The sequence below is a fragment of the Winogradskyella litorisediminis genome (genome assembly GCF_042675765.1).
Taxonomy (GTDB): Bacteria; Bacteroidota; Bacteroidia; order Flavobacteriales; family Flavobacteriaceae; genus Winogradskyella; species Winogradskyella litorisediminis.
In genome coordinates, this window is record NZ_JBHTJL010000009.1 from 814,147 (window position 1) to 835,155 (window position 21,009).

Here is a 21,009-nt window from a genome sequence, read left to right on the forward strand (position 1 = left end):
TTATGAAAAGAAGAGACTTTATAAGAAATTCGGCATTAGCGAGTAGTTTGTTTTTTGTACCAAACTTTGTAAAAGCTTTCGAGAGTATTGATGCAAAAAGTTTAGGATATCGGCGTTTAGTCATTATTCAACTTTCTGGCGGTAATGATGGTCTTAATACTATCATTCCTTACAGTAATGATTTGTATTATAATGCTCGACCAAAACTTGCCATTAGTGATAATGTTATAAAACTTAATGACAATTTAGCATTGCATTCAAGTTTACAACCGCTTCAAAATCTTTTTGATAATGGTGAGTTGTCTATTATTAATAATGTCGGTTATCCAAATCCGGTGCGTTCGCATTTTAGGTCTATGGATATTTGGCAATCAGCAAGTAGTAGTAACGAATATTTACAGAGTGGCTGGATTGGAAGATATCTAGACAAACATGGAAAACATTCGCATAATGCCATAGAGTTAGATGAGTCTTTAAGCTTAGCTTTAAAAGGAAACTCTTTTAATGGTTTGGCAACTAATGATTACAAAATGCTTCATAGGTCGGCGCGAGATCCATATTTTAAAAATGTGCTTAATCACTACCAAGACGAACATTTATCTGAACATAACTTGGGCTACTTGTACAAAACGATGATAGACGCTAAATCATCGGCTAAGTACATTTATGAGAAAACTACCACAAAACTATCTCAAGAAGACTATCCTCAAAATACGTTTTCAAAACAATTAAAAAACACAGCTCGTTTTATAAATTCTGGTCTCGATACCAAAGTATTTTACAATGCTTTAGGTGGTTTTGATACGCATGCCAACCAAAAAAGCACACAACAGCGTTTGCTTAAAATTTATGCTGAAGGTTTGGCTTCTTTTGTCAAAGATTTAAAAAGAAATGGCACTTATGAGGATACGTTAATTCTTACGTTTTCAGAGTTTGGCAGACGTGTTAAACAAAACTCTGCCAATGGAACAGATCATGGCTCGGCTAATAATGTTTTTGTGATTGGTAAAAATTTAAAGAACGCTGGCGTTTATAACGATTTATCGTCTTTATCTGATTTAGATGAAAACGGCGATTTAAAGTTTACGATAGACTTTAGACAGATTTACGCCACGATTTTAGAAAACTGGCTAAACACATCAACCAAAGGTATTATTACATCGCCTCAAAAAGTCTTAAATTTTATTTAATTGTATTTTACTTTTCTCAAAATACGCATTGTCAATTTATAAGCTTCATAAATTGAAGCGTCATAAGACTTTAAGTGTAATTTTAGCTCTTCGAGTTTATGTAAGGCAACTTCAAAACCATTGAGATAACAGATAAGATATGTGTCTGGCAAATTTTTTAAATCTGCTTCCTCATTGGGGTTCAAGGCTAATGTTTTTTTAAGTTTGTCTAAAAGTGCATTGTTGGCATTATAGATATGATGCAAGGTTTTTTTATCGAATTGTGGCGGCTCAAAAAGTAATTTGGTGTCAATAGAATATTGTGCATTATCACCAAAATTAATGGTTGTTTCTTCTAATTTATAATATTTAAAATTATTTTGAAGTCCAAGTCTTACATATTCAACGATACTAAATTTATCATCTGAGTATGAAATTGAAACTTCATCTAAAGCCGAATAGAATAAACGTTTTTGCTCATTGATTAACTCTATGTCAACGCGGCTAAAAAATACTTCATCTTTTACTTGTTTTTTTTGGCCTGCCCAACATAACACAAAATATTCTTTGAAGACTTTATATTGCGGATTAAAGTCTTTTCGTTTTTTCATAAAGTAGAAAACACCATCTAAGGTCAATTCTATATTATTGAGCGCATGATTTTCAATGGCCGATACTATTTTAGAATTGACGTCTTTTACTTCGATATCAAAAACTTTGGGCATGCTAATACTGCCATCTCTAAAAAAGACTGCACCTCCATAATATTTCCAAATGTTTTTACGGAGTGAAACCAAACCATCGCTCGCTCTAATAGTAACTAAACCAACGACTTTGTCATCTGGTAAATGAGGGAAAGGAATATTTTCATACTGTACTATCGGTGGATTGGTGAGATAGGCATTTATGAGATTCTGAATTTTACTATCATCAAAAAAATCGACACCAATGATATTATTATCTTCGTCGTCAACACCAATAACAATATAAGAGTTGTTTTTTGGATTGCTATTAGACAGTGCACAGACGTGCTTTAAAAATTTAGCTTTTCCTTCTTTTTGACTTAGATTAATTTTTCGTTTTTTATCATAAAAACTGTTCTCGTCGTTATGGGCGAGAAGGTTTTTAATTAAAAGGCGTTTATTAATCAAGGTTGTAGCTTATTAATCTTTTTTTACAATAGTTGAACTCGCTTGTGCTGTACAAAACATCAACACATCTGCAATATTTACATGAGCTGGTCTGCTTACAGCGAAATAAATCACTTCGGCAACATCTTCGGGTTGTAATGCTTTGTAGCCTTTATATACATTATCTGCGGCTTTTCCGCCTTTAAAACGGACCTGAGAAAATTCGGTTTCAACCAAACCAGGATTTATAGCGCAGACCTTTATACCGTAAGGATTTAGGTCAATCCGCATGCCTTCGGTAATGGCTAAAACGGCGTGTTTACTAGCGCAATAAACGTTTCCTTTTGGATACACTTCTTTACCAGCAGATGAGCCGATATTTATGATTTGCCCCGATTTTCGTTCTGTCATATTAGGAATTATGGCTTTGCTCACATAGAGTAAACCTTTCACATTAATATCCATCATAGCGTCCCAATCATCAGTGCTACCCGTTTCTATTGGGTCGAGTCCGTGTGCATTTCCTGCGTTATTAATTAAAATATCTATGTTTTTAAAAGCTTCTGGCATACTTTCAATAGCTTTAAAAGTGGCATCTTTATCGCGGACATCAAAGTTAAGTGTATGCACATCAACTTCACGAGATAAAGCGTTTTGTACGCTATCTAACCGTTCTTGTCGTCTTCCGCATAACACTAAGTTGATACCATGTTTAGCAAATTCGTGTGCTGTAGCACGACCTATTCCACTAGTTGCACCTGTTATTAAAGCCGTTAGCCTATTTTTAGAAGTAACATTTTTACTCATATTTAGTTATTTTTTATTCGTAAGAATTAACAAGTCCTTCCCTTTTTGGAAAGATTGAGCACGGGCTCTTTTTACGGCACGTCGTGACCTTGAGCTGCTTCGAGAATTAAGAACCAATCCTCAAGTGCTAAGTCTATTTTGCAAGCGTCAACAGACTGTTTTAATCGTGTTTTATTTGTTGTACCCACAACAGGAATTATGCCCGAAGGATGTTTCATTAGCCAAGCCAATAACAATTGGTCTTCAGTTGCATTATATTTATCCAATAAAGCGCCTAATTGTTTGTGGATGCGTCTAGTTTGTTCGGTATCTTCTTTAAAAACATTGCCCAATGGCGACCACGCCATTGGCTGAATACCTTGTCCCAACATGTAATCTAATGTACCGTTATCCATAGCTTGGTGTGCTGTTAGAGAAAATTCAATTTGATTCACATCAATATCAGCTCGCAAACCAATTAAATCCATTTGCGATGGTGTAAAATTTGATACACCAAAATCTCTAAACTTTCCATCTTTTTTTAGAATTGTAATAGCTTCAGCAATTTCTTGAGGTTGCATCAAAGGGCTTGGTCTATGTAACAAAAGCAAATCTAAATATTCAGTTTGAAGATTTTTTAGCGATGCTTCAACAGACCAGATAATATAGTCTTTACTGTAATCGTAATGCTTCACAACATTATTTCTATTTTCGACTTTATGTTGAATTCCCATTTTAGAAATCAGTTGAATCTCTTCTCTGTTAATACTGGAATCTACAAGTGCTTTCCCAAAATCAGCTTCAGTAGTATAAGCTCCATAAATATCGGCATGATCAAATGTTGAAATACCAATAGATAAGCAATGCTGTATCATGGATTCCATCTCTTTTGTTGAAAATTGTCTTCCCCAAGCGCCCCAAGTCATGGTACCACTTATGATTTTTGAATAATTAGTCACTGTAATAATTTTATATTAATAGCCATGTAAAAATATTCATTTTTAATGGATTAAAAGTCTGCTAAATTTGATTAACACTAATTATCATTCAGCCCTTTATTTTTAACCAATCGTTAACACCATACCAAGAATAATTTTAACAATTTGCAAAACTGATATAGACACAATAGTATTGTAGTTAAAATTCTTGAATTATATGGAAGAAACGAACACGATTGACATTAAATCGATTAACGAAAAAATTGAAAAAGAAAGTGCGTTTGTAGACCTTTTAACCTTAGAAATGAATAAGGTTATTGTTGGGCAAAAGCACATGGTAGAACGTTTGTTAATTGGCCTTTTAGGACAAGGACATATTTTACTCGAAGGTGTTCCTGGTTTGGCAAAAACCTTAGCTATAAACACATTATCTAAAGCTGTTGATGGTAGTTTTAGCCGTATACAATTTACACCAGATTTACTACCAGCTGATGTGGTTGGTACGTTAATATACAACATAAAAGAAAATGATTTCTCTATAAAAAAGGGGCCAATTTTTGCCAATTTTGTCCTTGCTGATGAGATTAACAGAGCACCTGCGAAAGTACAGTCGGCATTGTTAGAAGCCATGCAAGAAAAGCAGGTGACCATTGGTGACGAAACCTTTATTCTTGATAAGCCATTTTTAGTAATGGCGACGCAAAATCCGGTAGAACAAGAAGGAACATATCCTCTTCCTGAAGCGCAAGTCGACCGTTTTATGCTAAAAACCGTAATTGATTACCCAAAACAAGCCGAAGAGCAACTCATCATGCGTGCCAATTTACGTGGTACATGGGATAAGGTTAATCCAGTGGTTTCTGTGGCTCAAATATTAAGAGCACAAGAAGCGGTTCGAGAAGTATACATGGATGAAAAGATTGAAAAATATATTCTCGACATCATCTTCGCTACGCGTTACCCAGAAAATTACAATTTAGGAGACTTAAAAGCTTTGATATCTTTTGGGGCATCGCCTCGTGGAAGTATCAATTTAGCAACAGCAGCTAAATGTTATGCATTTATTAAGCGTCGCGGTTATGTAATTCCAGAAGATGTCCGTGCTGTAGTACATGATGTTTTACGTCATAGAATTGGTATAACTTATGAAGCTGAAGCTGAAAACATTACTTCTGAAGACATCATCAATAAGATTGTAAACGTAATCGAAGTACCGTAAAGAGTCCACAGTATTCAGTCACAGTTGAAGATTGCTCAACTAAACTGAATACTTTTAGAGTTTGAAATACTGAAAACTGAGACTGCAAACTGCTTACTGAATACATGGATACCAAAGAACTTCTTAAAAAAGTACGAAAAATAGAAATCAAGACACGTCGGTTGTCTGATCATATTTTTGGTGGCGAATATCATTCGACCTTCAAAGGCCGTGGTATGACGTTTTCAGAAGTTCGCCAGTACCAATTTGGTGATGATGTAAGAAATATAGATTGGAATGTCACAGCACGAACCTATGAACCACATATTAAAGTTTTTGAAGAAGAACGTGAGCTTACAATGATGCTTATGGCAGACGTGTCTGGCAGTAAATTGTTTGGTACCAAAAACCAGTTTAAGGATGAAATTGTTACTGAAATTGCAGCGACTTTAGCGTTCTCGGCCACACAGAATAATGACAAAATAGGACTTATTTTGTTTACGGATGAAATAGAGTTGTTTATTCCGCCTAAAAAAGGACGTTCTCATGTATTGCGAATTATCCGTGAGTTGTTAGAGTTTAAACCAAAAAGTAAAAAGACCGATATTTCTCAAGCGTTAAAGTTTTTATCAAACGTGATGAAAAAGAAAGCCATCGTGTTTATGCTTTCAGATTTTGTGGCAGACGATTATAAACAAACCCTGAAAATCACAGCAAGAAAACACGATATCACAGGAATAAGAATTTATGATAAGCACGAAGAAGTGATTCCAAATCTCGGAATGGTGCCAATGCAAGACGAAGAAACTGGCGAACTTATTTTGGTAAATACAGCGTCTAAAAAGGTGAGAGAAAACTATAGCAAATTTCACCAAGGAAAAGTGGATTATTTTAAAGATGCATTTGCCAAATCTGGTGCAGGCACTATAGATTGCCGAGTTGATGAAAGCTATGTGCGAAAGTTATTGGGCTATTTTAAAAGAAGATAATTAGGCGTGAAGTTGGAAGATAAAAGCACGCAGAAAATATATATGAATAAGAAAGAATTACATAAATTATTAAAAAGGACTTCGAGCTTCAAGCTTTTGGCTTCAGGCATCTTGTCTATGCTCTTTTTTCTAATTTCTAATTTCTCATTTTCCCAAGTCACAACCGAAATCGACACTACAAGCATCAGAATTGGTGAGCAGATTTCATATAAAATTAAAGTCGAAACAGATTCTACAAACTTGGTAGTTTTTCCTGAAGGACAAACGTTTTTACCATTAGAATTGGTTGAAGCTTTAACCATAGATACGACGAGACAAGCCTCTAAATTTCAATTGCTTCGCGAATATAAATTGACGCAATTCGATTCGGGTTCGTATTACATTCCTCGTCAAAAGGTAATTGTTGGCGATAATCCATTTTTTACAGATTCGCTTAAAATTGAAGTGAACACCATCCAAGTCGATACCACAAAACAAGGTTTATACGACATCAAACCAATTATTGAAGTTGAAAAAAGCAGTAGCAAATGGTGGTTGTACGTATTAATCGTTTTGGCTGCAATTGTACTTGTCGCATTTTTATTGTATTGGTTTATATGGCGAAAAAAACCTTTGACCGAAGAAGAGGAAATCGCCCTTTTGCCACCTTACGAGCGTGCCAAGTTGGCCATGGCGAAGCTAGATGAAAAGCAATATCTCGTTAAAGAAGATTTAAAAGGTTTTTATTCTGAATTAACCTTCATCATCCGAAAGTTTCTTGATGAAAAAGTATACGACCGTGCTCTTGAAAGCACCACTGATGAGCTTGTTGATAGACTTCGTTTGCTTTCCGACGGCAATCAAATTAAACTTGATGCAGCAACCATTTCTAATATCGAAACTATCTTTAAACGTGCCGATTTAGTGAAATTTGCCAAGTCTAAACCAGACGTTGCATTGGCCGAGTTGGATAAAAACACGATTGATAAAGAATTAGAAAACGTAAAGCTCACGTTGCCTGAGCCAAGTGAAGAAGAAAAATTATTAGACCAACAATACAAGGAAGCTAAAGAACGCAAGCAGAAAACAAAAAAAATATTGCTCACAGTTGCAATTTCTGTTTTTCTTTTAATCGCAACATTTGTTGGTTTTGGTGCCACTTATGGTTTTGGCTATGTAAAAGACAAACTTCTCGGCCACGATAGTATGGAATTACTAGAAGGTGAATGGGTAAAATCAGCCTACGGATTTCCACCAATTTATATCGAAACACCAAAAGTATTAAAGCGTCAAACTATTGAATTGCCAAAAGAAGCCGAAGGTAAAGTAAAAAACACCACTTTTGGTTACGGAAGTTTGCTAGATGACTTCTATGTATTTACTTCGACAACTATTGTTGGCGAGCAAAAAGAAGAAGATGCTGAGGTCCAAAAGGCCATGAATATTACTAAAGTCATCGAAGGAGCAATTAAAGCGTGGGAAGTTAGTGGTGTGCAAAATATTATTACAAAAAACGAAGAGTTTGTAACGCCAAATGAAGCGCAAGGTGTCAAAACCTTTGGTACAGCAGATTTTCCTACATCAAAAGAAGGTCGATATCAAGAAAGCGAATATGTGTTATTAAGTTTTACGACGGAGCAAGTCATTCAGCAAGTAATTTTAGTATGGCGAGCAGATGATAAATACGCTGACGATATTGTTGAGCGTATCATAGATTCTGTAGAATTAAACGAAAACGTTAAACGCGAAGAAGAAACTAAATAATGTTAGAGAACATCGAGTTTTTAAATAAAGAGTTTTTCTGGTTGCTATTATTGCTACCATTGGCGTTAGCATGGTATATTTTTAAAGCTAGACGCCAATCTGCGGAACTTAAAATATCATCGGTTCAAGGCTTTAAGGTTTCGGGCTCATTTTGGTCAAAATTTAAGCATGTGTTATTCGCCTTAAGGCTAATTGCGTTAGGACTATTAATTACAGCTTTAGCTCGCCCAAGAACGGTTGATGTATCGACCAAAACCAAAACCACAAGAGGTATAGACATTGTCATGGCTATTGACGTTTCGGCAAGTATGTTGGCAAAAGATTTAGTACCAGACAGATTAGAAGCTTTAAAAAAGGTAGCTGCAGATTTTATAAATGGCAGGCCAAATGACCGTATTGGTTTGGTAGAATACGCTGGCGAGGCATTTACAAAAACACCAATAACAAGCGATAAAAATATTGTTTTACGCTCGTTAAGAGACATAAAATACAACACCATTATTCAACAAGGAACTGCAATTGGTATGGGTTTAGCAACAGCCGTTAACCGATTAAAGGATAGTAAGGCGAAAAGTAAAGTCATTATTTTATTGACCGATGGTGTCAACAATGGCGGATTTATTGACCCAAAAACAGCGAGTGAATTGGCAGTGGAATATGGTATCAAAACCTATACAATCGGTTTAGGTACAAACGGTATGGCATTATCGCCAATTGGTATTCGTCCAAATGGCACATTTCAATACGGAAGAGCGCCAGTAGAAATTGACGAAAAGCTGCTGCAAGAAATTGCAGATGCTACAGGTGGAAAATATTTTAGAGCCACAAACAACCGAAAGTTAGCTCAGATTTATGCCGAAATTAATAAACTAGAAACCACTGAAGTTGAAGAACGAAAGTACTACAACTACGAGGAAAAATACAGACCATTAGTGATATTGGCATTGATTTTGATTTTGCTCGAATGGATTTTAAAACATACAATATTTAGAAGCTTTGTTTAGACTCGATGAAAAAATATGGTTTTGGGCTTTGCTGATAATTCCAGCAATTATTGTGCTATTCATTTTAGTGCAAGTCTGGAAAAAATCCGTGCAGAAAAAATTTGCAGATTCTGGATTGCTTAAGCGATTGAGTCCAAACCAATCCTTGTTTAAAAGCATATTAAAATTAGCAATGGTATGTGCTGCTTTTTTCTTTTTAATCTTAGCATTAGTTAATCCAAAAATTGGTACCAAATTAGAAACCGTTCGTAGTCAAGGCGTCGATATTGTATTTGCCGTTGATGTTTCGAAAAGTATGTTGGCAGAAGATATTGCACCAAACCGAATAGAGAAATCAAAGCAGTTGGTGACACAAATTATCAATAATTTAGGTAGCGACCGTGTTGGTATTATCGCTTACGCGGGAAAAGCATTTCCGCAGTTGCCAATTACAACTGATTATGCGGCTTCAAAAATGTTTTTACAAAACATGAATACGGATATGATGACCTCGCAAGGAACAGCCATTCGCGAAGCGATTCAACTTGCAAAAACATATTACGATGACGAAGAGCAAACTAACCGTATTTTAGTCATCATTTCCGACGGTGAAGACCATGAAGGTGACGTTGCAGAAATTGCAGAAGAAGCCAATGAGCAAGGTATCAGGATATTTACAATTGGTGTTGGTAGTTCTAAAGGCGGACCGATTCCTATTAAACGAAACGGTGTTGTTCTTAACTATAAAAAAGACAAGAACAATGAAACAGTAATTACAAAACTTAATGAAGAGACTTTAAAAGAAATCGCTAGTGAAGCTAACGGCGTTTACATCAATGGTTCTAATACGGCTGAAGTTGTAAATACGGTAAAAGATTTATTAGATAAAATGGATAAAAAGGAATTTGAATCGAAACAAATAGCAGATTTTAAAGACCAATTTCAATGGTTTTTAGGCTTCGGAATTTTGTTTTTATTCATTGATATTTTCTTTTTAGAACGAAAAACAGAATGGTTAAAGAAGTTGAACTTGTTTAATGAGCAGTTTTGATAAAATTTTATTTTGTCATACTGAACTCGTTTCAGCATCTCATAAAAGAATTTTAAAACTATTTTAACGTCAGTAGCGTACAGCTTTATTAAATTCGAAATAATGAATAAAAAAAACATTAAAATATTAAGCACAATTGTAGCACTTTTAGTGTCTGTTTTTGGTTTTACTCAAGATTTTGATAAAGAGCAAAAAAAGGCACAACGTGAGTCTAAAGATTTAGTCTATGAAGCCAATGAGTTGTTAGAAAAAGACAAATTTATTGCAGCAGAAATGGAATATCGTAAGGCCATTTCAAAACAAAAAAACAATGCGGTTGGCGCTTACAATTTGGGTAATTCTTATTATCAAAAAGGCAATTATAGTGAAGCGCTGTTTCGTCATCAAGAAGCAGCAAATAATGCTAGGACTAAAGAAGAAAAACATCGCGCATTTCATAATATTGGTAATGTGTTGATGCAGAACAAAAAGTGTAAAGAAGCTGTTGAAGCCTTTAAAAATGCATTACGCAATAACCCAAACGATGAAGAAACACGCTATAATTTTGCCTTAGCAAAAGAGTGCGCCAAGCAACAACAAGACCAAGACGGCGGCGGTGATGATAACAAGGAAGACGAAAATAAAGACGACAAAAAAGACGAAGACAAGGAGAAAGAAAATAAAGATAAAGAGCAGCAAGAAAAAGACAAAAAAGACGAAGAAGGCGAAGAGGATAAGAAAAAAGGAGATGACGAAAAAGATAAAGAAGGCGAACAGAAAGAAGATAAGAATGATGATGGAAAAGGTGATAAAGAAAAGCAGCAAAAGCAACCTAAGCCGCAGCCAGGTAAAATGTCACCCCAACAAATAAAAAATATTCTTGAAGCAATGAATAATCAAGAGCAAAAAGTTCAAGAAAAAATAAATGCTAAAAAACAAAAAGGAGCTAGAGTAAAAACTGAAAAAGATTGGTAAAATTAGCTTTCAGTTGTATTACTTAGTTGATAGAATTCAGTGTTAGTTTCTTAAATATTAAATGAAGTCAATAAAAAACATATTCTTAATTAATCTGCTACTTATTTCGAGTTTTGCCTTTACACAGGTAAAGTTTGAGGCTAAAGTCAGCAAAACAAAACTCGGACTAAACGAGCGTTTGCGTATTGATTTTGAAATGAATAAAGATGGTGACAATTTTGTTCCGCCAAGTTTTAGTGATTTTACGGTTGTAGGCGGACCAAATACATCTGTAAGTAATTATTGGGCAAACGGCAAACGTTCTTTTACAAAAACGTATAGCTATTTTTTATCGCCAAAAAAACAAGGAAGTTTTACAATTAAGCAAGCGCAAATAGAAATTGAAGGTCAGGTTTATAAAACCTTTCCAGTGACTATACAAGTTACAAAAGCTATAGATAAACCCAAAAATCCTAATGACCCTTCGTATATTGCATCGCAAAATATTCATTTAGTAGCTGAGGTTTCAAAAGCTAATCCATATCTCAACGAAGCAATCACTGTTGTCTATAAACTTTATGTGGCTTTAGATACAGGTGTTAATGGTTGGCGAGATAAGGAAACACCAAAGTTTAATGATTTTTGGAATCAGAATATCGAAGTTAAAGCATTTAATCCTCAGAATACAAAATATAAAGGCGAAGAGTACCGATACGTAGTCCTAAAGAAGTATGTATTATACCCTCAAAAAACTGGGCCTTTAAAATTAGAGCCTTACGTATTAGATTTAACAGTTGAGGTGCCAACAAGTAGATATGATATTTTTGGTAACCGCATTGTTCGTAAAGTACCACAAACCATAACTGCTGGTAAGCGCACTATAAACGTAAAGCCATTACCAGAAGAAGGAAAACCAGCAAATTTTAGTGGAGCTGTTGGTCTTTTTGAATTAGATGTTACGACGAACAAGTTGTCGTTAGATGCAGGAGAGTCATTAGAGGCAAAAGTAAAAGTTTCAGGTAAAGGCAATATGAAGTTATTTGAATTGCCTAAGCTCACAGTACCAAGTTCTTTGGAAGTTTACGAACCAGAATATTCAGAAAACGTAAGAACTAACCTCGGAGGAATGCAAGGAACTATTGAAGATAAATACACCATTGTACCACAGTTTAAAGGAAAATATCCAATTCCTGAAGTTTCATTTTCTTATTTTAATCCTATAGCAGGCGCTTACAGAACAATTACATCTAATGAAATTGTGGTTGATGTTGTAAATGGTCCATCATCAGCAACAACCGCTTCAAGTACAAATACGACAAATGTCAATAAACAGGCAGTTTCTACCAACTCAAATACCTTTGCTTTTATAAAAACGAATGCGAATTGGGAGCCAAAATTAAAAGAACCATTTTTTAAATCTACTTTGTTCTGGTTATTGTTGTTGTTGCCTTTTCTTCTCATCCCGATTGCTATTTTAGTGCGAAGAAATCAAGAAAAACGAAATGCAGATGTTGTTGGAAACAAACGAAGAAAGGCAGATAGATTAGCAAAAAAATACTTGAGTGAAGCCAAAAAGAATTTAGGTCAGAAAGAAGCGTTTTATATTGCTTTAGAACGTGCTTTTCATAATTATTTAAAAGCAAAACTTCAGATTGAAACATCAGATTTTAATAAAGAAAAAATCGAAAATTTATTATTAGGGAGACAAGTTAATCAATCAACAATAAATGAGTTTATTTCAATCCTAGAAAATTGTGAGTTTGCGCGTTACACACCAATAACACAGGTAACAATGCAAAACGATTATGAAAAATCGGTAAAAACTATTAGCGAAATAGACAAACAGATACGATAATATGAGAGTTATAATTATCTTATTAATTGCCTTATCTAGTGTTTTTTCAAATGCTCAAAATGATGCGCTTTTTAACGAAGCAAACAAGCTATATAATCAAGGAAATTATAACGAAGCTATTGAAAAATACGAGACAATTTTAAAATCTAATAAACATTCGGCAGCTGTATATTTTAACTTAGCCAATAGCCATTATAAACTTAATAACATTGCGCCGAGTATTTATTATTTTGAAAAAGCAAAGATGTTAAGCCCTAACGACAAAGACATTAAAAACAATCTTGTTTTTGCAGAGAATATGACCGTTGATGCTATTGATAAAGTCCCTGAAGTTGGGTTTTCGAGAATTTTTAAAAATTTGATAAATACATTTTCAGCAGACACTTGGTCAATGTTATCAATCGTAGGTGTGGTTTTATTTGTTCTTTTGTTCTTATTGTATCATTTTACTCAAGTTACATCACAAAAAAGAGTTTCTTTTGTATTAAGCATTCTTTCTATAGCTTTTGGACTATTTTCTATAATTATGGCATTTCAAAAAAATAATTTAGAATCGAAAAATAATCCTGCAGTTGTTTTTGCTCAAGAAAGCCGTATTAAAGCTGACCCAAATAAAACAAGCGAAGAAGTTTTTAGACTACATGAAGGGACAAAAGTGCAAGTCTTAGAAACATACGAAGATTGGTATAAAATTGAAATTGCTGATAAAACCCAAGGTTGGATTATTGCTGAGGATGTAAAATTGCTAAACATTTTTTAATCCTCTTTTAACTAAATCTCTTATCTTTAGCTATATTTTAGTAAATATGAAGTCTGACCATCAGCATAAATTAGCATTATTTTTTGCGCTTTTATTTATTACAATTGTTGCAGCGCCAACTGTGGTCGTATCGATGGATGATAGTGCTGATGTTACTATTTTTTTTGGTGAAAATGAAGAAGAAGAAAAAGAAGGCTTTAACTTAATTTTTGATTTTTTAAAGTCAGATATAGAACAAAAATTGGCTTCGGAACATTCTATAAAGCCCGATGCTTATTTTTTTAAGACGTATCCGTTGCCTTACAGAAATCTTGTTTCACCGCCGCCCGACTTCGCGTAGTATTTTATTTTCAAATTTATTACGAGTCTTTTAAGACTTAACTATTTCAATCTGTCTTAGCATAACTAAGACACTTAAATTTATTATATGTTTAAATATTTAAAGAATGACTTACCAGCGAGTATAGTCGTATTTTTTGTTGCACTACCATTATGTTTAGGTATTGCAGTTGCTAGTGATGCTCCACCTTTTGCTGGACTTATAGCTGGTATTATTGGTGGTATTGTTGTAGGAGCTATATCGGGCTCTCAAGTTGGTGTAAGTGGTCCAGCTGCAGGTTTGGCTGCTATCGTTTTAGCCGCAATTGCTTCATTGGGCTATGAAGCTTTTTTAGTTGCTGTAGTTTTAGGAGGTGTTATTCAAATAGTATTTAGTATTCTTAAACTCGGTATTATTGGCTATTACTTTCCATCTTCCGTTATCAAAGGAATGCTTACCGGAATCGGTATTATTATAATTCTTAAACAAATCCCACATTTCTTCGGAATAGATAAAGATCCAGAAGGTAATTTTGTGTTATTTGGACCAAACAGTAATGTGTTTTCTGATATTATAAGTATTCCTTCTAATCTTGGTATTGGATCTACAGTTATTGCCTTAATTGCTATGGCTATACTGATACTTTGGTCTAGCGTATTAGTAAACAAACACCAATTTTTTAAGCTTGTTCAAGGTCCTTTAGTGGCAGTTGTTGCAGGTGTGGTTTTCTTTATTTTAGCGCAAGGTACATCAATGGAAATTGCGGGTTCGCATTTAGTTAAAGTTCCGGTTCCTGATAGTGTAGATAGCTTTTTGGGGCAATTCACTACACCAGATTTTAGTGTAATTTGGTTGCCAGAAGTTTGGATTACAGCCTTTACCATTGCATTAGTTGCTAGTTTAGAAACTTTATTATGTGTTGAAGCAACCGATAAATTAGACCCGGAGAAGCGTGTAACACCAACCAATCGTGAACTTTTAGCTCAAGGCTCTGGTAATATCCTTTCTGGTTTAGTTGGTGGTATTCCAATTACACAGGTAATTGTAAGAAGTTCGGCTAATATTCAGTCTGGTAACAAAACTAAAGCAAGTGCTATAATTCATGGGTTCTTCTTGTTAATTTCTGTAATCATTATACCAAATGTTTTAAATATGATTCCGCTTGCAGTTTTAGCAGCTATCTTATTTATAGTTGGTTATAAATTAGCAAAACCTTCAACTTTTAAAGCCATGTGGGATTCGGGTTGGAAACAATTTGTGCCTTTCATTGCTACTGTTTTAATTATAGTTTTTAAAGATTTATTATGGGGAATTGGTATCGGTTTAGCTATAGGAATAATAGTAACATTATACCATAGTTACAAAAATTCTCATTTTTTGCACAAACAAGGTGAAGACGTTGACGATGGAAAAATAAAAATGACTCTGGCAGAAGAAGTAACATTTTTTAACAAAGCAACTATTTTAAGAGAATTGGATGCGCTTCCGAATGACACTCAGCTAGAGTTAGACGTAAGAAAAACAACCTATTTAGACCATGATGTTATTGAGATTCTAGAAGATTTCGCACACAAAGCCAAAGAGCGAAATATAAATATTAAACTATATTCAGAAAGAGGAATTGTAGAAAATCCAGAGAGTTTTATAGAATTTTTTAAGCTAAGGAAAAAGAAATAGCAAATACTTAAATGCTTCAGTCTTTTCTTAGAAAAAAAATTTGATTAATCATAAAAAAACAATACAAATGAAAAATACAGCAATAACAAAAACAGTTCAAGATAGCTTAACGCCAAATGATGTTTTACAAGATTTATTAGACGGTAACCAAAGATTTACATCGGGTAATTCTCAAGCTACAGACAATTCGGCATTAATTAACCAAACTACTGGAGGCCAATTTCCTAAAGCAGTTGTTTTATCTTGTATAGATTCTCGTGTGCCAGTTGAGACTGTTTTAGATCAAGCTATAGGTGACATTTTTGTTGCACGTGTCGCAGGAAATTTTGAAAATGTAGATATATTAGGAAGTTTAGAATATTCATGCAAAGTAGCAGGTAGTAAATTAATTTTAGTTTTAGGTCACGAAAGTTGTGGTGCAGTAAAAGCGGCTTGTGATGGCGTAGAATTAGGCAATATTACAGAAATGTTGAGCAAAATTACACCAGCGGTTAAAAAATCCGCTATTGAGGTAGACGGAGAAGCCAATTCATCAAACAGCGCATTTGTAGCAAAAACAGTAGAAAACAATGTGTTATTAACGATAGACCGTATTAGAGAAAATAGTCCAATTCTTAAGGAAATGGAAGATAACGGAGAAATTAAAATTGTTGGTGGTGTTTATAGTTTAAAAACAGGTACAGTAAACATGTTGTAAACCAAATAAGTAATTTCATAGACTAGACCTGCAAGGTTTCCAATACCTTATAGGTCTTTTTTTGTTTAAATACCAGCCGATTCCTCTTCAGTTTTTTCTTCATCTTCTTTGTCATCTTCAACATTTATTAGATTGGGAAAAATCATTGGCGCTAAAGATTTTACGGGTTTGTAAAGCACACTTTCTTCAATTTGCTCGTCATTTAAAAATGGTAACGTGCTATTCAACTTATTAAAAACAATTAATATAACGCTAAGTATAAGTCCAATTTTTAAACCGCCAAAAACTGCTCCCAAAAGTTTGTTTAAAATTCCTAAAGCCGCAAAATCAGCAAGTTTTGTTAGTGCTTTTCCAGCAAGACTTATTGCCAAAACAATTATAACAAAAGTGATAGCAAAAGCCACGATATTCATTGTTTTGTCATTAAGTTCAACTCTAGGCTCTAAGAAATCAGACACAAAATAGCTGAAATGTATTGCGCCATAAACACCTAAAAGCAGTGCTACAAGCGATGCAATTTCTACAAAAAGTCCTTTCATAATTCCTCTGATAACACCAAAGAGAATTAGAGCGCCCAAAACAATATCAATGATACTCATATTACTAGCGGTTTAGACAAATATAATTTAACTTTGCCAATTGTATAACGCAAAATTTGAGTTATAAATTATGGCAAGAGACCAAGAGTTAAAAGAACGTTGGAATTTAGTAGTAGAAAAACTATCTGCTCAATTTGCCGATGGCGAAACGCTTGACCTCGATTCCATCATTTATCTCATCGGTGTTCAAGAGCTAGGACAAATTCATCGAGAATATAAAAAAGACCATAAGCTTGATCTTATGCATATTGCCATTTGTAAACTTTTAGAGCCTTACGGTTTTTACGAATTTGATTTCGTAGACGATGATGGTTGGCCACATTACAAAGTCACAGCCCAATTACCACATCTTAAAGCTGGAGAACAAAGCATATTAATGAAAGAGGCGATTGTTAATTATTTTGTAGAAACAGATTATATAAATTAATTTTTGGGCGTTACCACGCTTATCGCGCGGTCGGGCTTAAGCCAGTCGCTCTCTGCGAGGAGCTCCAACAATGGCTCAATCCCTAACGCAAATCTCGATAAATTGATTAAATTTGCGGTCTCAATAGAAGGAACTATGATAGACAAGTTAAAAGAACTCATTGCAGAAGCCGAAGCATTCACCGCACAATCTAAAGAAGAGGTTGAGCAGTTTCGTATTAAATATTTAGGTTCAAAAGGACTCTTGAAAGAGTATTTTGCTGAGTTTAAAAATGTGGCAAATGAGCAGAAAAAAGAGTTTGGACAAACTATAAATCAGCTAAAAAAAACAGCTGAAGATAAAGTAAATGCTCTAAAAGAAACACTTGAAGGTCAGGAAGAAGAAAACGGACTTTACGGCGATTTGTCTCGTCCAGGAGAACCAATTTCCTTGGGCGCACGTCACCCAATTTCTATTGTAAAAAATCAAATTATAGATATATTTTCTCGTATTGGTTTCAACGTTAGTGAAGGTCCAGAAATTGAAGATGATTGGCACAACTTTACGGCGCTAAATTTACCTGAATATCATCCAGCACGAGATATGCAGGATACATTTTTTGTTCAGACTAATCCAGACATTTTGTTGCGTACGCATACAAGTTCTGTTCAAGTGCGTTATATGGAAGAAAATAAACCACCAATACGTACCATTTCTCCAGGTCGAGTATACCGTAATGAGGCTATTTCAGCGCGTTCGCACTGTTTCTTTCACCAAGTTGAAGGTTTGTATATAGATAAAGATGTGAGCTTTGCAGATTTAAAGCAAACGCTGCAGTATTTCACCACAGAAATGTTCGGGAAATCTAAGATTCGTTTACGTCCATCGTACTTTCCATTTACAGAACCTAGTGCCGAGGTAGATGTCTATTGGGGATTAGAAACCGAAACCGATTACAAAATGACCAAAGGCACAGGTTGGTTAGAAATAATGGGTTGCGGTATGGTTGACCCTAATGTTTTAGAAAATTGTGGTATTGATTCTAATGAATATTCTGGTTTTGCTTTTGGTATGGGAATAGACCGTATCGCTTTGTTATTGCACCAAATTAGTGATATTCGGTTATTGAGTGAGAATGACGTGCGTTTTTTAGAGCAGTTTAAGAGTGCCTTGTAATTTTGAAAAAAGACATCCAAATACCAGAAGTTAAAGATGTGCATATTGCAGTTTTGCAAGAAGAACATCTAGAGTACAAAACACTCGACTGGAACGCCTATATCATAAATAATACAGACAAAGATTTAGATACCGTGCTTATTGTTTCCCAAGGGTATAACGATAGTAAAATGACGCCACCAATGCGTCATACGATTTCAAAATTGCCAGCAAGAAGTTACGCCAAGATTGAATATTTACAGGAAAAAGTTTTGGAACTAAATAATGTATTTAAAGTGACTTTTTTTGAGGGCAATCAAATGTTTGATAAAACATATACTTTCAGAAAAAACACGATTAATCTAAAAGCACTTCAGAAATTACCTTTAATGCAATTAAAAGGGGTTTTGGTAAAGTAATCAATACAAATAAGAGTTAAGCATCAATCTAACTTATCCGTCAATTTCTTAAAAACTTTTTTAGGGTCTTTGTTTTCGTAGAGGATATCATAAACCGCATTAATAATTGGTAATCGGGTTTTTTTGACGTTCTTTTTATTTAGTAGATGCGCACTTTTTGTAGCGTAATAACCTTCGGCAACCATGTTCATTTCCATCTGTGCAGATTTTACAGTATAGCCTTTACCAATCATGTTTCCAAACATGCGATTTCTAGAAAATACGGAGTAGCCTGTTACCAGTAAATCGCCCAAATAAGCAGAATTATTGATGTTGCGTTTCATCTTGTGCATTTTCTTAATAAAACGTTTCATTTCACGGATGGCGTTACTCATCAACACGCTTTGAAAGTTATCACCATAACCCAAACCATGAGCAATTCCAGCGGCTATGGCGTAAATATTTTTCAACATTACAGCGTATTCTGTACCAATAATATCGTCGCTAGTTTTAGTTTTTATGTAGTCACTTGCTAAAACGTTAGCAATGGCTTGCGCTTTTACGGGATCAGCACAAGAAATGGTGAGATAAGATAAACGTTCTAGAGCCACTTCTTCAGCATGACAAGGTCCTGCAATGACACCAATATGCTCAAAAGGGATGTTATAATGGTCATGAAAGTGTTCGCCAACCAATAGCCCAGTTTCTGGGATAATTCCTTTTACAGCTGAAACCACTACCTTTTGACTAATATCTACAGTCAATTTTTCCAATTCGGAATAAATAAAAGCAGACGGCACAACAAAAATGAGCACATCTGCCCAATCGGCAATTTCGTTAATGTCGTTACTTAAATTTAATTGCTCGGTATGAAACTCTACCGAACTTAAATAATTTGGATTGTGTTGTTCCTTTAAAATATGTTCCTTGGTATAGACACTGCGCATATACCAACCGATTTCATCAAGGTTTTCGCAAAGCATTTTTACAATGGCTGTTGCCCAACTTCCTGAGCCAAAAACGGCATATTTTGTGGTTTTGTCCATAGACAGATTTTATTTCTGAATATCAAAAATACAAAAATTAAATGGCTTTAAAAGCTAGACGAATACTGCGTTTTGGAGTTTGGCACGCGTTTTGAAATTCTAATTATAGAAACTTTAAAACAAGTGATTATGAAAACAGTAAAACTACTTTTAGGATTGGTGCTAAGTGCAACACTTTTCACATCGTGTGTTGTTGATGATGTGGTTATTGTTGATAATAATTCACCAGCAATTACCTTAAATCAATTATTGAACACATACGATTTATGGTATGTAGACGTTAATGCAACACAAGGTTATGGCGAAGTGCCATTTATGCAAATTGCATTTACCTTATCCTTTAGAAACGGAACATTATGGGCAAATAATAATTTGGTAGGCATAGGAAGTCAAGGAAATGGTTACGGAATACCTATTGGATATTATAACACTATTGGAATGCAATTAGATGTTGATCACGATATAGATGGTTTTGATTCTTTTGATGTATTTCAGATAGATAGTAATACCATTGAATTATATAATCCGTTTACAGATACGTCTTACTTTTTAGATGGTTATCAGCGTTCAACGTTCGATTATGACTTTGTATTCTATGATAATATTCATTATTTCTTACAAGAATATGAAGCTTGGGAAAAGACTTATACAAGTGAGTTTGGCGCGTTAAATGATTTTGATAACGAGAACTATTTACAGTTTTTATCTGCTAATAACGATTCTGAATTTAGAAGTTCTCAAGATGCTAATATCTCTAACCCAAACAATATTTTCTGGGATTTTACAGGAGTTTATAATGTAGGTGATGTTCCAGGCACATTGTACGATAAAACTTTAACACTCAATTATGACTTCTTCAGCAATGAATATTTTGATTTAAACGTTATTGATGATGGAACCATTGAATTACTGCACGCAGATTCTGGTACAATATATGAGTTTAGAGGACGTGGTTATATAGAGTTTTTAAGAACTGAAAATGCTCAAGGCCGAATGATAGAGCAAAAGGATACGCCTAAAAAGCGTAAGCAAAAAACAGCTAAAAAAGATAACCCAAGAGAAAATACTCGAAGTAAATTATAAAAATAAAAAAGAAGCTAAATTTTGGTTGGTTATTTAGTTTCAAAAACGCTCAGTCAGCACTTGTTGATTGGGCGTTTTATTTTTTGAACACTAA

21 protein-coding genes are annotated in these 21,009 nt (G+C 34.5%); 16 read left to right on the forward strand and 5 right to left on the reverse strand.

What is annotated here, in order from left to right; genetic code table 11:
- The first annotated feature begins 2 nt into the window (after positions 1-2).
- The gene (locus ACFQ1Q_RS05915) at positions 3-1,190 is read left to right on the forward strand and encodes a DUF1501 domain-containing protein (RefSeq protein WP_386128943.1); all 1,188 of its coding nucleotides are present in this window, start codon (positions 3-5) and stop codon (positions 1,188-1,190) included.
- Here ACFQ1Q_RS05915 and ACFQ1Q_RS05920 read toward each other — a convergent pair.
- From ACFQ1Q_RS05920 to ACFQ1Q_RS05930, 3 genes are all read right to left on the reverse strand, one after another.
- Positions 1,187-2,320, reverse strand: a complete 1,134-nt coding sequence (locus ACFQ1Q_RS05920; protein WP_386128945.1) for an ATP-binding protein — start codon at positions 2,318-2,320, stop codon at positions 1,187-1,189. The two genes, ACFQ1Q_RS05915 and ACFQ1Q_RS05920, sit on opposite strands and share 4 nt — an antisense overlap.
- Before the next feature lie 12 nt (positions 2,321-2,332).
- Entirely contained in the window at positions 2,333-3,106 is a 774-nt protein-coding gene (locus ACFQ1Q_RS05925) for an SDR family NAD(P)-dependent oxidoreductase (protein ID WP_386128947.1), read from the reverse strand.
- A gap of 71 nt (positions 3,107-3,177) precedes the next feature.
- The gene (locus tag ACFQ1Q_RS05930) at positions 3,178-4,050 is read right to left on the reverse strand and encodes an aldo/keto reductase (RefSeq protein WP_386130179.1); all 873 of its coding nucleotides are present in this window, start codon (positions 4,048-4,050) and stop codon (positions 3,178-3,180) included.
- A 190-nt stretch (positions 4,051-4,240) separates the two neighbouring features.
- Between ACFQ1Q_RS05930 and ACFQ1Q_RS05935 the strand changes: the two genes are divergently transcribed.
- From ACFQ1Q_RS05935 to ACFQ1Q_RS05985, 11 genes are all read left to right on the forward strand, one after another.
- Positions 4,241-5,242 carry an AAA family ATPase gene (locus tag ACFQ1Q_RS05935; RefSeq protein WP_386128949.1) on the forward strand — a complete coding sequence of 334 codons (1,002 nt, stop codon included), beginning with the start codon at positions 4,241-4,243 and terminating at the stop codon, positions 5,240-5,242.
- A gap of 104 nt (positions 5,243-5,346) precedes the next feature.
- Complete coding sequence (locus tag ACFQ1Q_RS05940) at positions 5,347-6,210, forward strand: DUF58 domain-containing protein (RefSeq protein ID WP_386128951.1); 864 nt, start codon at positions 5,347-5,349, stop codon at positions 6,208-6,210.
- Positions 6,211-6,327: 117 nt separating this feature from the next.
- Positions 6,328-7,953, forward strand: a complete 1,626-nt coding sequence (locus tag ACFQ1Q_RS05945) for a hypothetical protein (protein ID WP_386130182.1) — start codon at positions 6,328-6,330, stop codon at positions 7,951-7,953.
- Entirely contained in the window at positions 7,953-8,957 is a 1,005-nt protein-coding gene (locus tag ACFQ1Q_RS05950) for a vWA domain-containing protein (protein ID WP_386128953.1), read from the forward strand. Before ACFQ1Q_RS05945 ends, ACFQ1Q_RS05950 begins: the two co-directional genes overlap by 1 nt.
- Positions 8,950-9,987 carry a vWA domain-containing protein gene (locus tag ACFQ1Q_RS05955; RefSeq protein ID WP_386128955.1) on the forward strand — a complete coding sequence of 346 codons (1,038 nt, stop codon included), beginning with the start codon at positions 8,950-8,952 and terminating at the stop codon, positions 9,985-9,987. Before ACFQ1Q_RS05950 ends, ACFQ1Q_RS05955 begins: the two co-directional genes overlap by 8 nt.
- Before the next feature lie 102 nt (positions 9,988-10,089).
- Positions 10,090-10,941, forward strand: coding sequence for an aerotolerance regulator BatC (locus ACFQ1Q_RS05960; RefSeq protein ID WP_386128957.1), 852 nt, complete (start codon positions 10,090-10,092; stop codon positions 10,939-10,941).
- Between the two features lie 61 nt (positions 10,942-11,002).
- Positions 11,003-12,775, forward strand: coding sequence for a BatD family protein (locus ACFQ1Q_RS05965; RefSeq protein ID WP_386128959.1), 1,773 nt, complete (start codon positions 11,003-11,005; stop codon positions 12,773-12,775).
- Between the two features lies 1 nt (position 12,776).
- A complete protein-coding gene (locus ACFQ1Q_RS05970; RefSeq protein ID WP_386128961.1) occupies positions 12,777-13,535 on the forward strand; it encodes a tetratricopeptide repeat protein in 759 nt (252 codons plus the stop codon).
- Positions 13,536-13,581: 46 nt separating this feature from the next.
- Complete coding sequence (locus ACFQ1Q_RS05975) at positions 13,582-13,875, forward strand: hypothetical protein (RefSeq protein WP_386128963.1); 294 nt, start codon at positions 13,582-13,584, stop codon at positions 13,873-13,875.
- Positions 13,876-13,962: 87 nt separating this feature from the next.
- Positions 13,963-15,531, forward strand: coding sequence for a SulP family inorganic anion transporter (locus tag ACFQ1Q_RS05980; RefSeq protein ID WP_386128965.1), 1,569 nt, complete (start codon positions 13,963-13,965; stop codon positions 15,529-15,531).
- A gap of 67 nt (positions 15,532-15,598) precedes the next feature.
- The gene (locus tag ACFQ1Q_RS05985) at positions 15,599-16,228 is read left to right on the forward strand and encodes a carbonic anhydrase family protein (protein ID WP_386128966.1); all 630 of its coding nucleotides are present in this window, start codon (positions 15,599-15,601) and stop codon (positions 16,226-16,228) included.
- A 65-nt stretch (positions 16,229-16,293) separates the two neighbouring features.
- Here the strand turns inward: ACFQ1Q_RS05985 and ACFQ1Q_RS05990 are convergent, their stop codons facing one another.
- Positions 16,294-16,827 carry a CvpA family protein gene (locus tag ACFQ1Q_RS05990; protein WP_386128968.1) on the reverse strand — a complete coding sequence of 178 codons (534 nt, stop codon included), beginning with the start codon at positions 16,825-16,827 and terminating at the stop codon, positions 16,294-16,296.
- Between the two features lie 70 nt (positions 16,828-16,897).
- Here ACFQ1Q_RS05990 and ACFQ1Q_RS05995 point away from each other — a divergent pair, with 70 nt between their 5' ends.
- From ACFQ1Q_RS05995 to ACFQ1Q_RS06005, 3 genes are all read left to right on the forward strand, one after another.
- Positions 16,898-17,254 (forward strand): hypothetical protein, encoded by a 357-nt coding sequence (locus ACFQ1Q_RS05995; protein ID WP_386128970.1) that lies wholly within the window; start codon positions 16,898-16,900, stop codon positions 17,252-17,254.
- Positions 17,255-17,389: 135 nt separating this feature from the next.
- The gene (pheS, locus tag ACFQ1Q_RS06000) at positions 17,390-18,409 is read left to right on the forward strand and encodes a phenylalanine--tRNA ligase subunit alpha (RefSeq protein ID WP_386128972.1); all 1,020 of its coding nucleotides are present in this window, start codon (positions 17,390-17,392) and stop codon (positions 18,407-18,409) included.
- A 2-nt stretch (positions 18,410-18,411) separates the two neighbouring features.
- A complete protein-coding gene (locus tag ACFQ1Q_RS06005) occupies positions 18,412-18,807 on the forward strand; it encodes a hypothetical protein (RefSeq protein ID WP_386128974.1) in 396 nt (131 codons plus the stop codon).
- Between the two features lie 23 nt (positions 18,808-18,830).
- Here the strand turns inward: ACFQ1Q_RS06005 and ACFQ1Q_RS06010 are convergent, their stop codons facing one another.
- The gene (locus tag ACFQ1Q_RS06010) at positions 18,831-19,832 is read right to left on the reverse strand and encodes an NAD(P)H-dependent glycerol-3-phosphate dehydrogenase (RefSeq protein ID WP_386128976.1); all 1,002 of its coding nucleotides are present in this window, start codon (positions 19,830-19,832) and stop codon (positions 18,831-18,833) included.
- A gap of 129 nt (positions 19,833-19,961) precedes the next feature.
- Between ACFQ1Q_RS06010 and ACFQ1Q_RS06015 the strand changes: the two genes are divergently transcribed.
- Positions 19,962-20,915, forward strand: coding sequence for a nicotinic acid mononucleotide adenyltransferase (locus tag ACFQ1Q_RS06015; protein ID WP_386128978.1), 954 nt, complete (start codon positions 19,962-19,964; stop codon positions 20,913-20,915).
- Positions 20,916-21,009 lie beyond the last annotated feature (94 nt).

What these genes read in the sequence shown, in the direction of transcription:
- ACFQ1Q_RS05915 (WP_386128943.1), top strand. Translation starts at nt 3, where the DNA reads ATGAAAAGAAGAGACTTTATAAGAAATTCGGCATTAGCGAGTAGTTTG.
- ACFQ1Q_RS05925 (WP_386128947.1), bottom strand. Translation starts at nt 3,106, where the DNA reads ATGAGTAAAAATGTTACTTCTAAAAATAGGCTAACGGCTTTAATAACA.
- ACFQ1Q_RS05935 (WP_386128949.1), top strand. Translation starts at nt 4,241, where the DNA reads ATGGAAGAAACGAACACGATTGACATTAAATCGATTAACGAAAAAATT.
- ACFQ1Q_RS05940 (WP_386128951.1), top strand. Translation starts at nt 5,347, where the DNA reads ATGGATACCAAAGAACTTCTTAAAAAAGTACGAAAAATAGAAATCAAG.
- ACFQ1Q_RS05945 (WP_386130182.1), top strand. Translation starts at nt 6,328, where the DNA reads ATGCTCTTTTTTCTAATTTCTAATTTCTCATTTTCCCAAGTCACAACC.
- ACFQ1Q_RS05950 (WP_386128953.1), top strand. Translation starts at nt 7,953, where the DNA reads ATGTTAGAGAACATCGAGTTTTTAAATAAAGAGTTTTTCTGGTTGCTA.
- ACFQ1Q_RS05960 (WP_386128957.1), top strand. Translation starts at nt 10,090, where the DNA reads ATGAATAAAAAAAACATTAAAATATTAAGCACAATTGTAGCACTTTTA.
- ACFQ1Q_RS05965 (WP_386128959.1), top strand. Translation starts at nt 11,003, where the DNA reads ATGAAGTCAATAAAAAACATATTCTTAATTAATCTGCTACTTATTTCG.
- ACFQ1Q_RS05970 (WP_386128961.1), top strand. Translation starts at nt 12,777, where the DNA reads ATGAGAGTTATAATTATCTTATTAATTGCCTTATCTAGTGTTTTTTCA.
- ACFQ1Q_RS05975 (WP_386128963.1), top strand. Translation starts at nt 13,582, where the DNA reads ATGAAGTCTGACCATCAGCATAAATTAGCATTATTTTTTGCGCTTTTA.
- ACFQ1Q_RS05980 (WP_386128965.1), top strand. Translation starts at nt 13,963, where the DNA reads ATGTTTAAATATTTAAAGAATGACTTACCAGCGAGTATAGTCGTATTT.
- ACFQ1Q_RS05985 (WP_386128966.1), top strand. Translation starts at nt 15,599, where the DNA reads ATGAAAAATACAGCAATAACAAAAACAGTTCAAGATAGCTTAACGCCA.
- ACFQ1Q_RS05990 (WP_386128968.1), bottom strand. Translation starts at nt 16,827, where the DNA reads ATGAGTATCATTGATATTGTTTTGGGCGCTCTAATTCTCTTTGGTGTT.
- ACFQ1Q_RS05995 (WP_386128970.1), top strand. Translation starts at nt 16,898, where the DNA reads ATGGCAAGAGACCAAGAGTTAAAAGAACGTTGGAATTTAGTAGTAGAA.
- pheS (WP_386128972.1), top strand. Translation starts at nt 17,390, where the DNA reads ATGATAGACAAGTTAAAAGAACTCATTGCAGAAGCCGAAGCATTCACC.
- ACFQ1Q_RS06010 (WP_386128976.1), bottom strand. Translation starts at nt 19,832, where the DNA reads ATGGACAAAACCACAAAATATGCCGTTTTTGGCTCAGGAAGTTGGGCA.
- ACFQ1Q_RS06015 (WP_386128978.1), top strand. Translation starts at nt 19,962, where the DNA reads ATGAAAACAGTAAAACTACTTTTAGGATTGGTGCTAAGTGCAACACTT.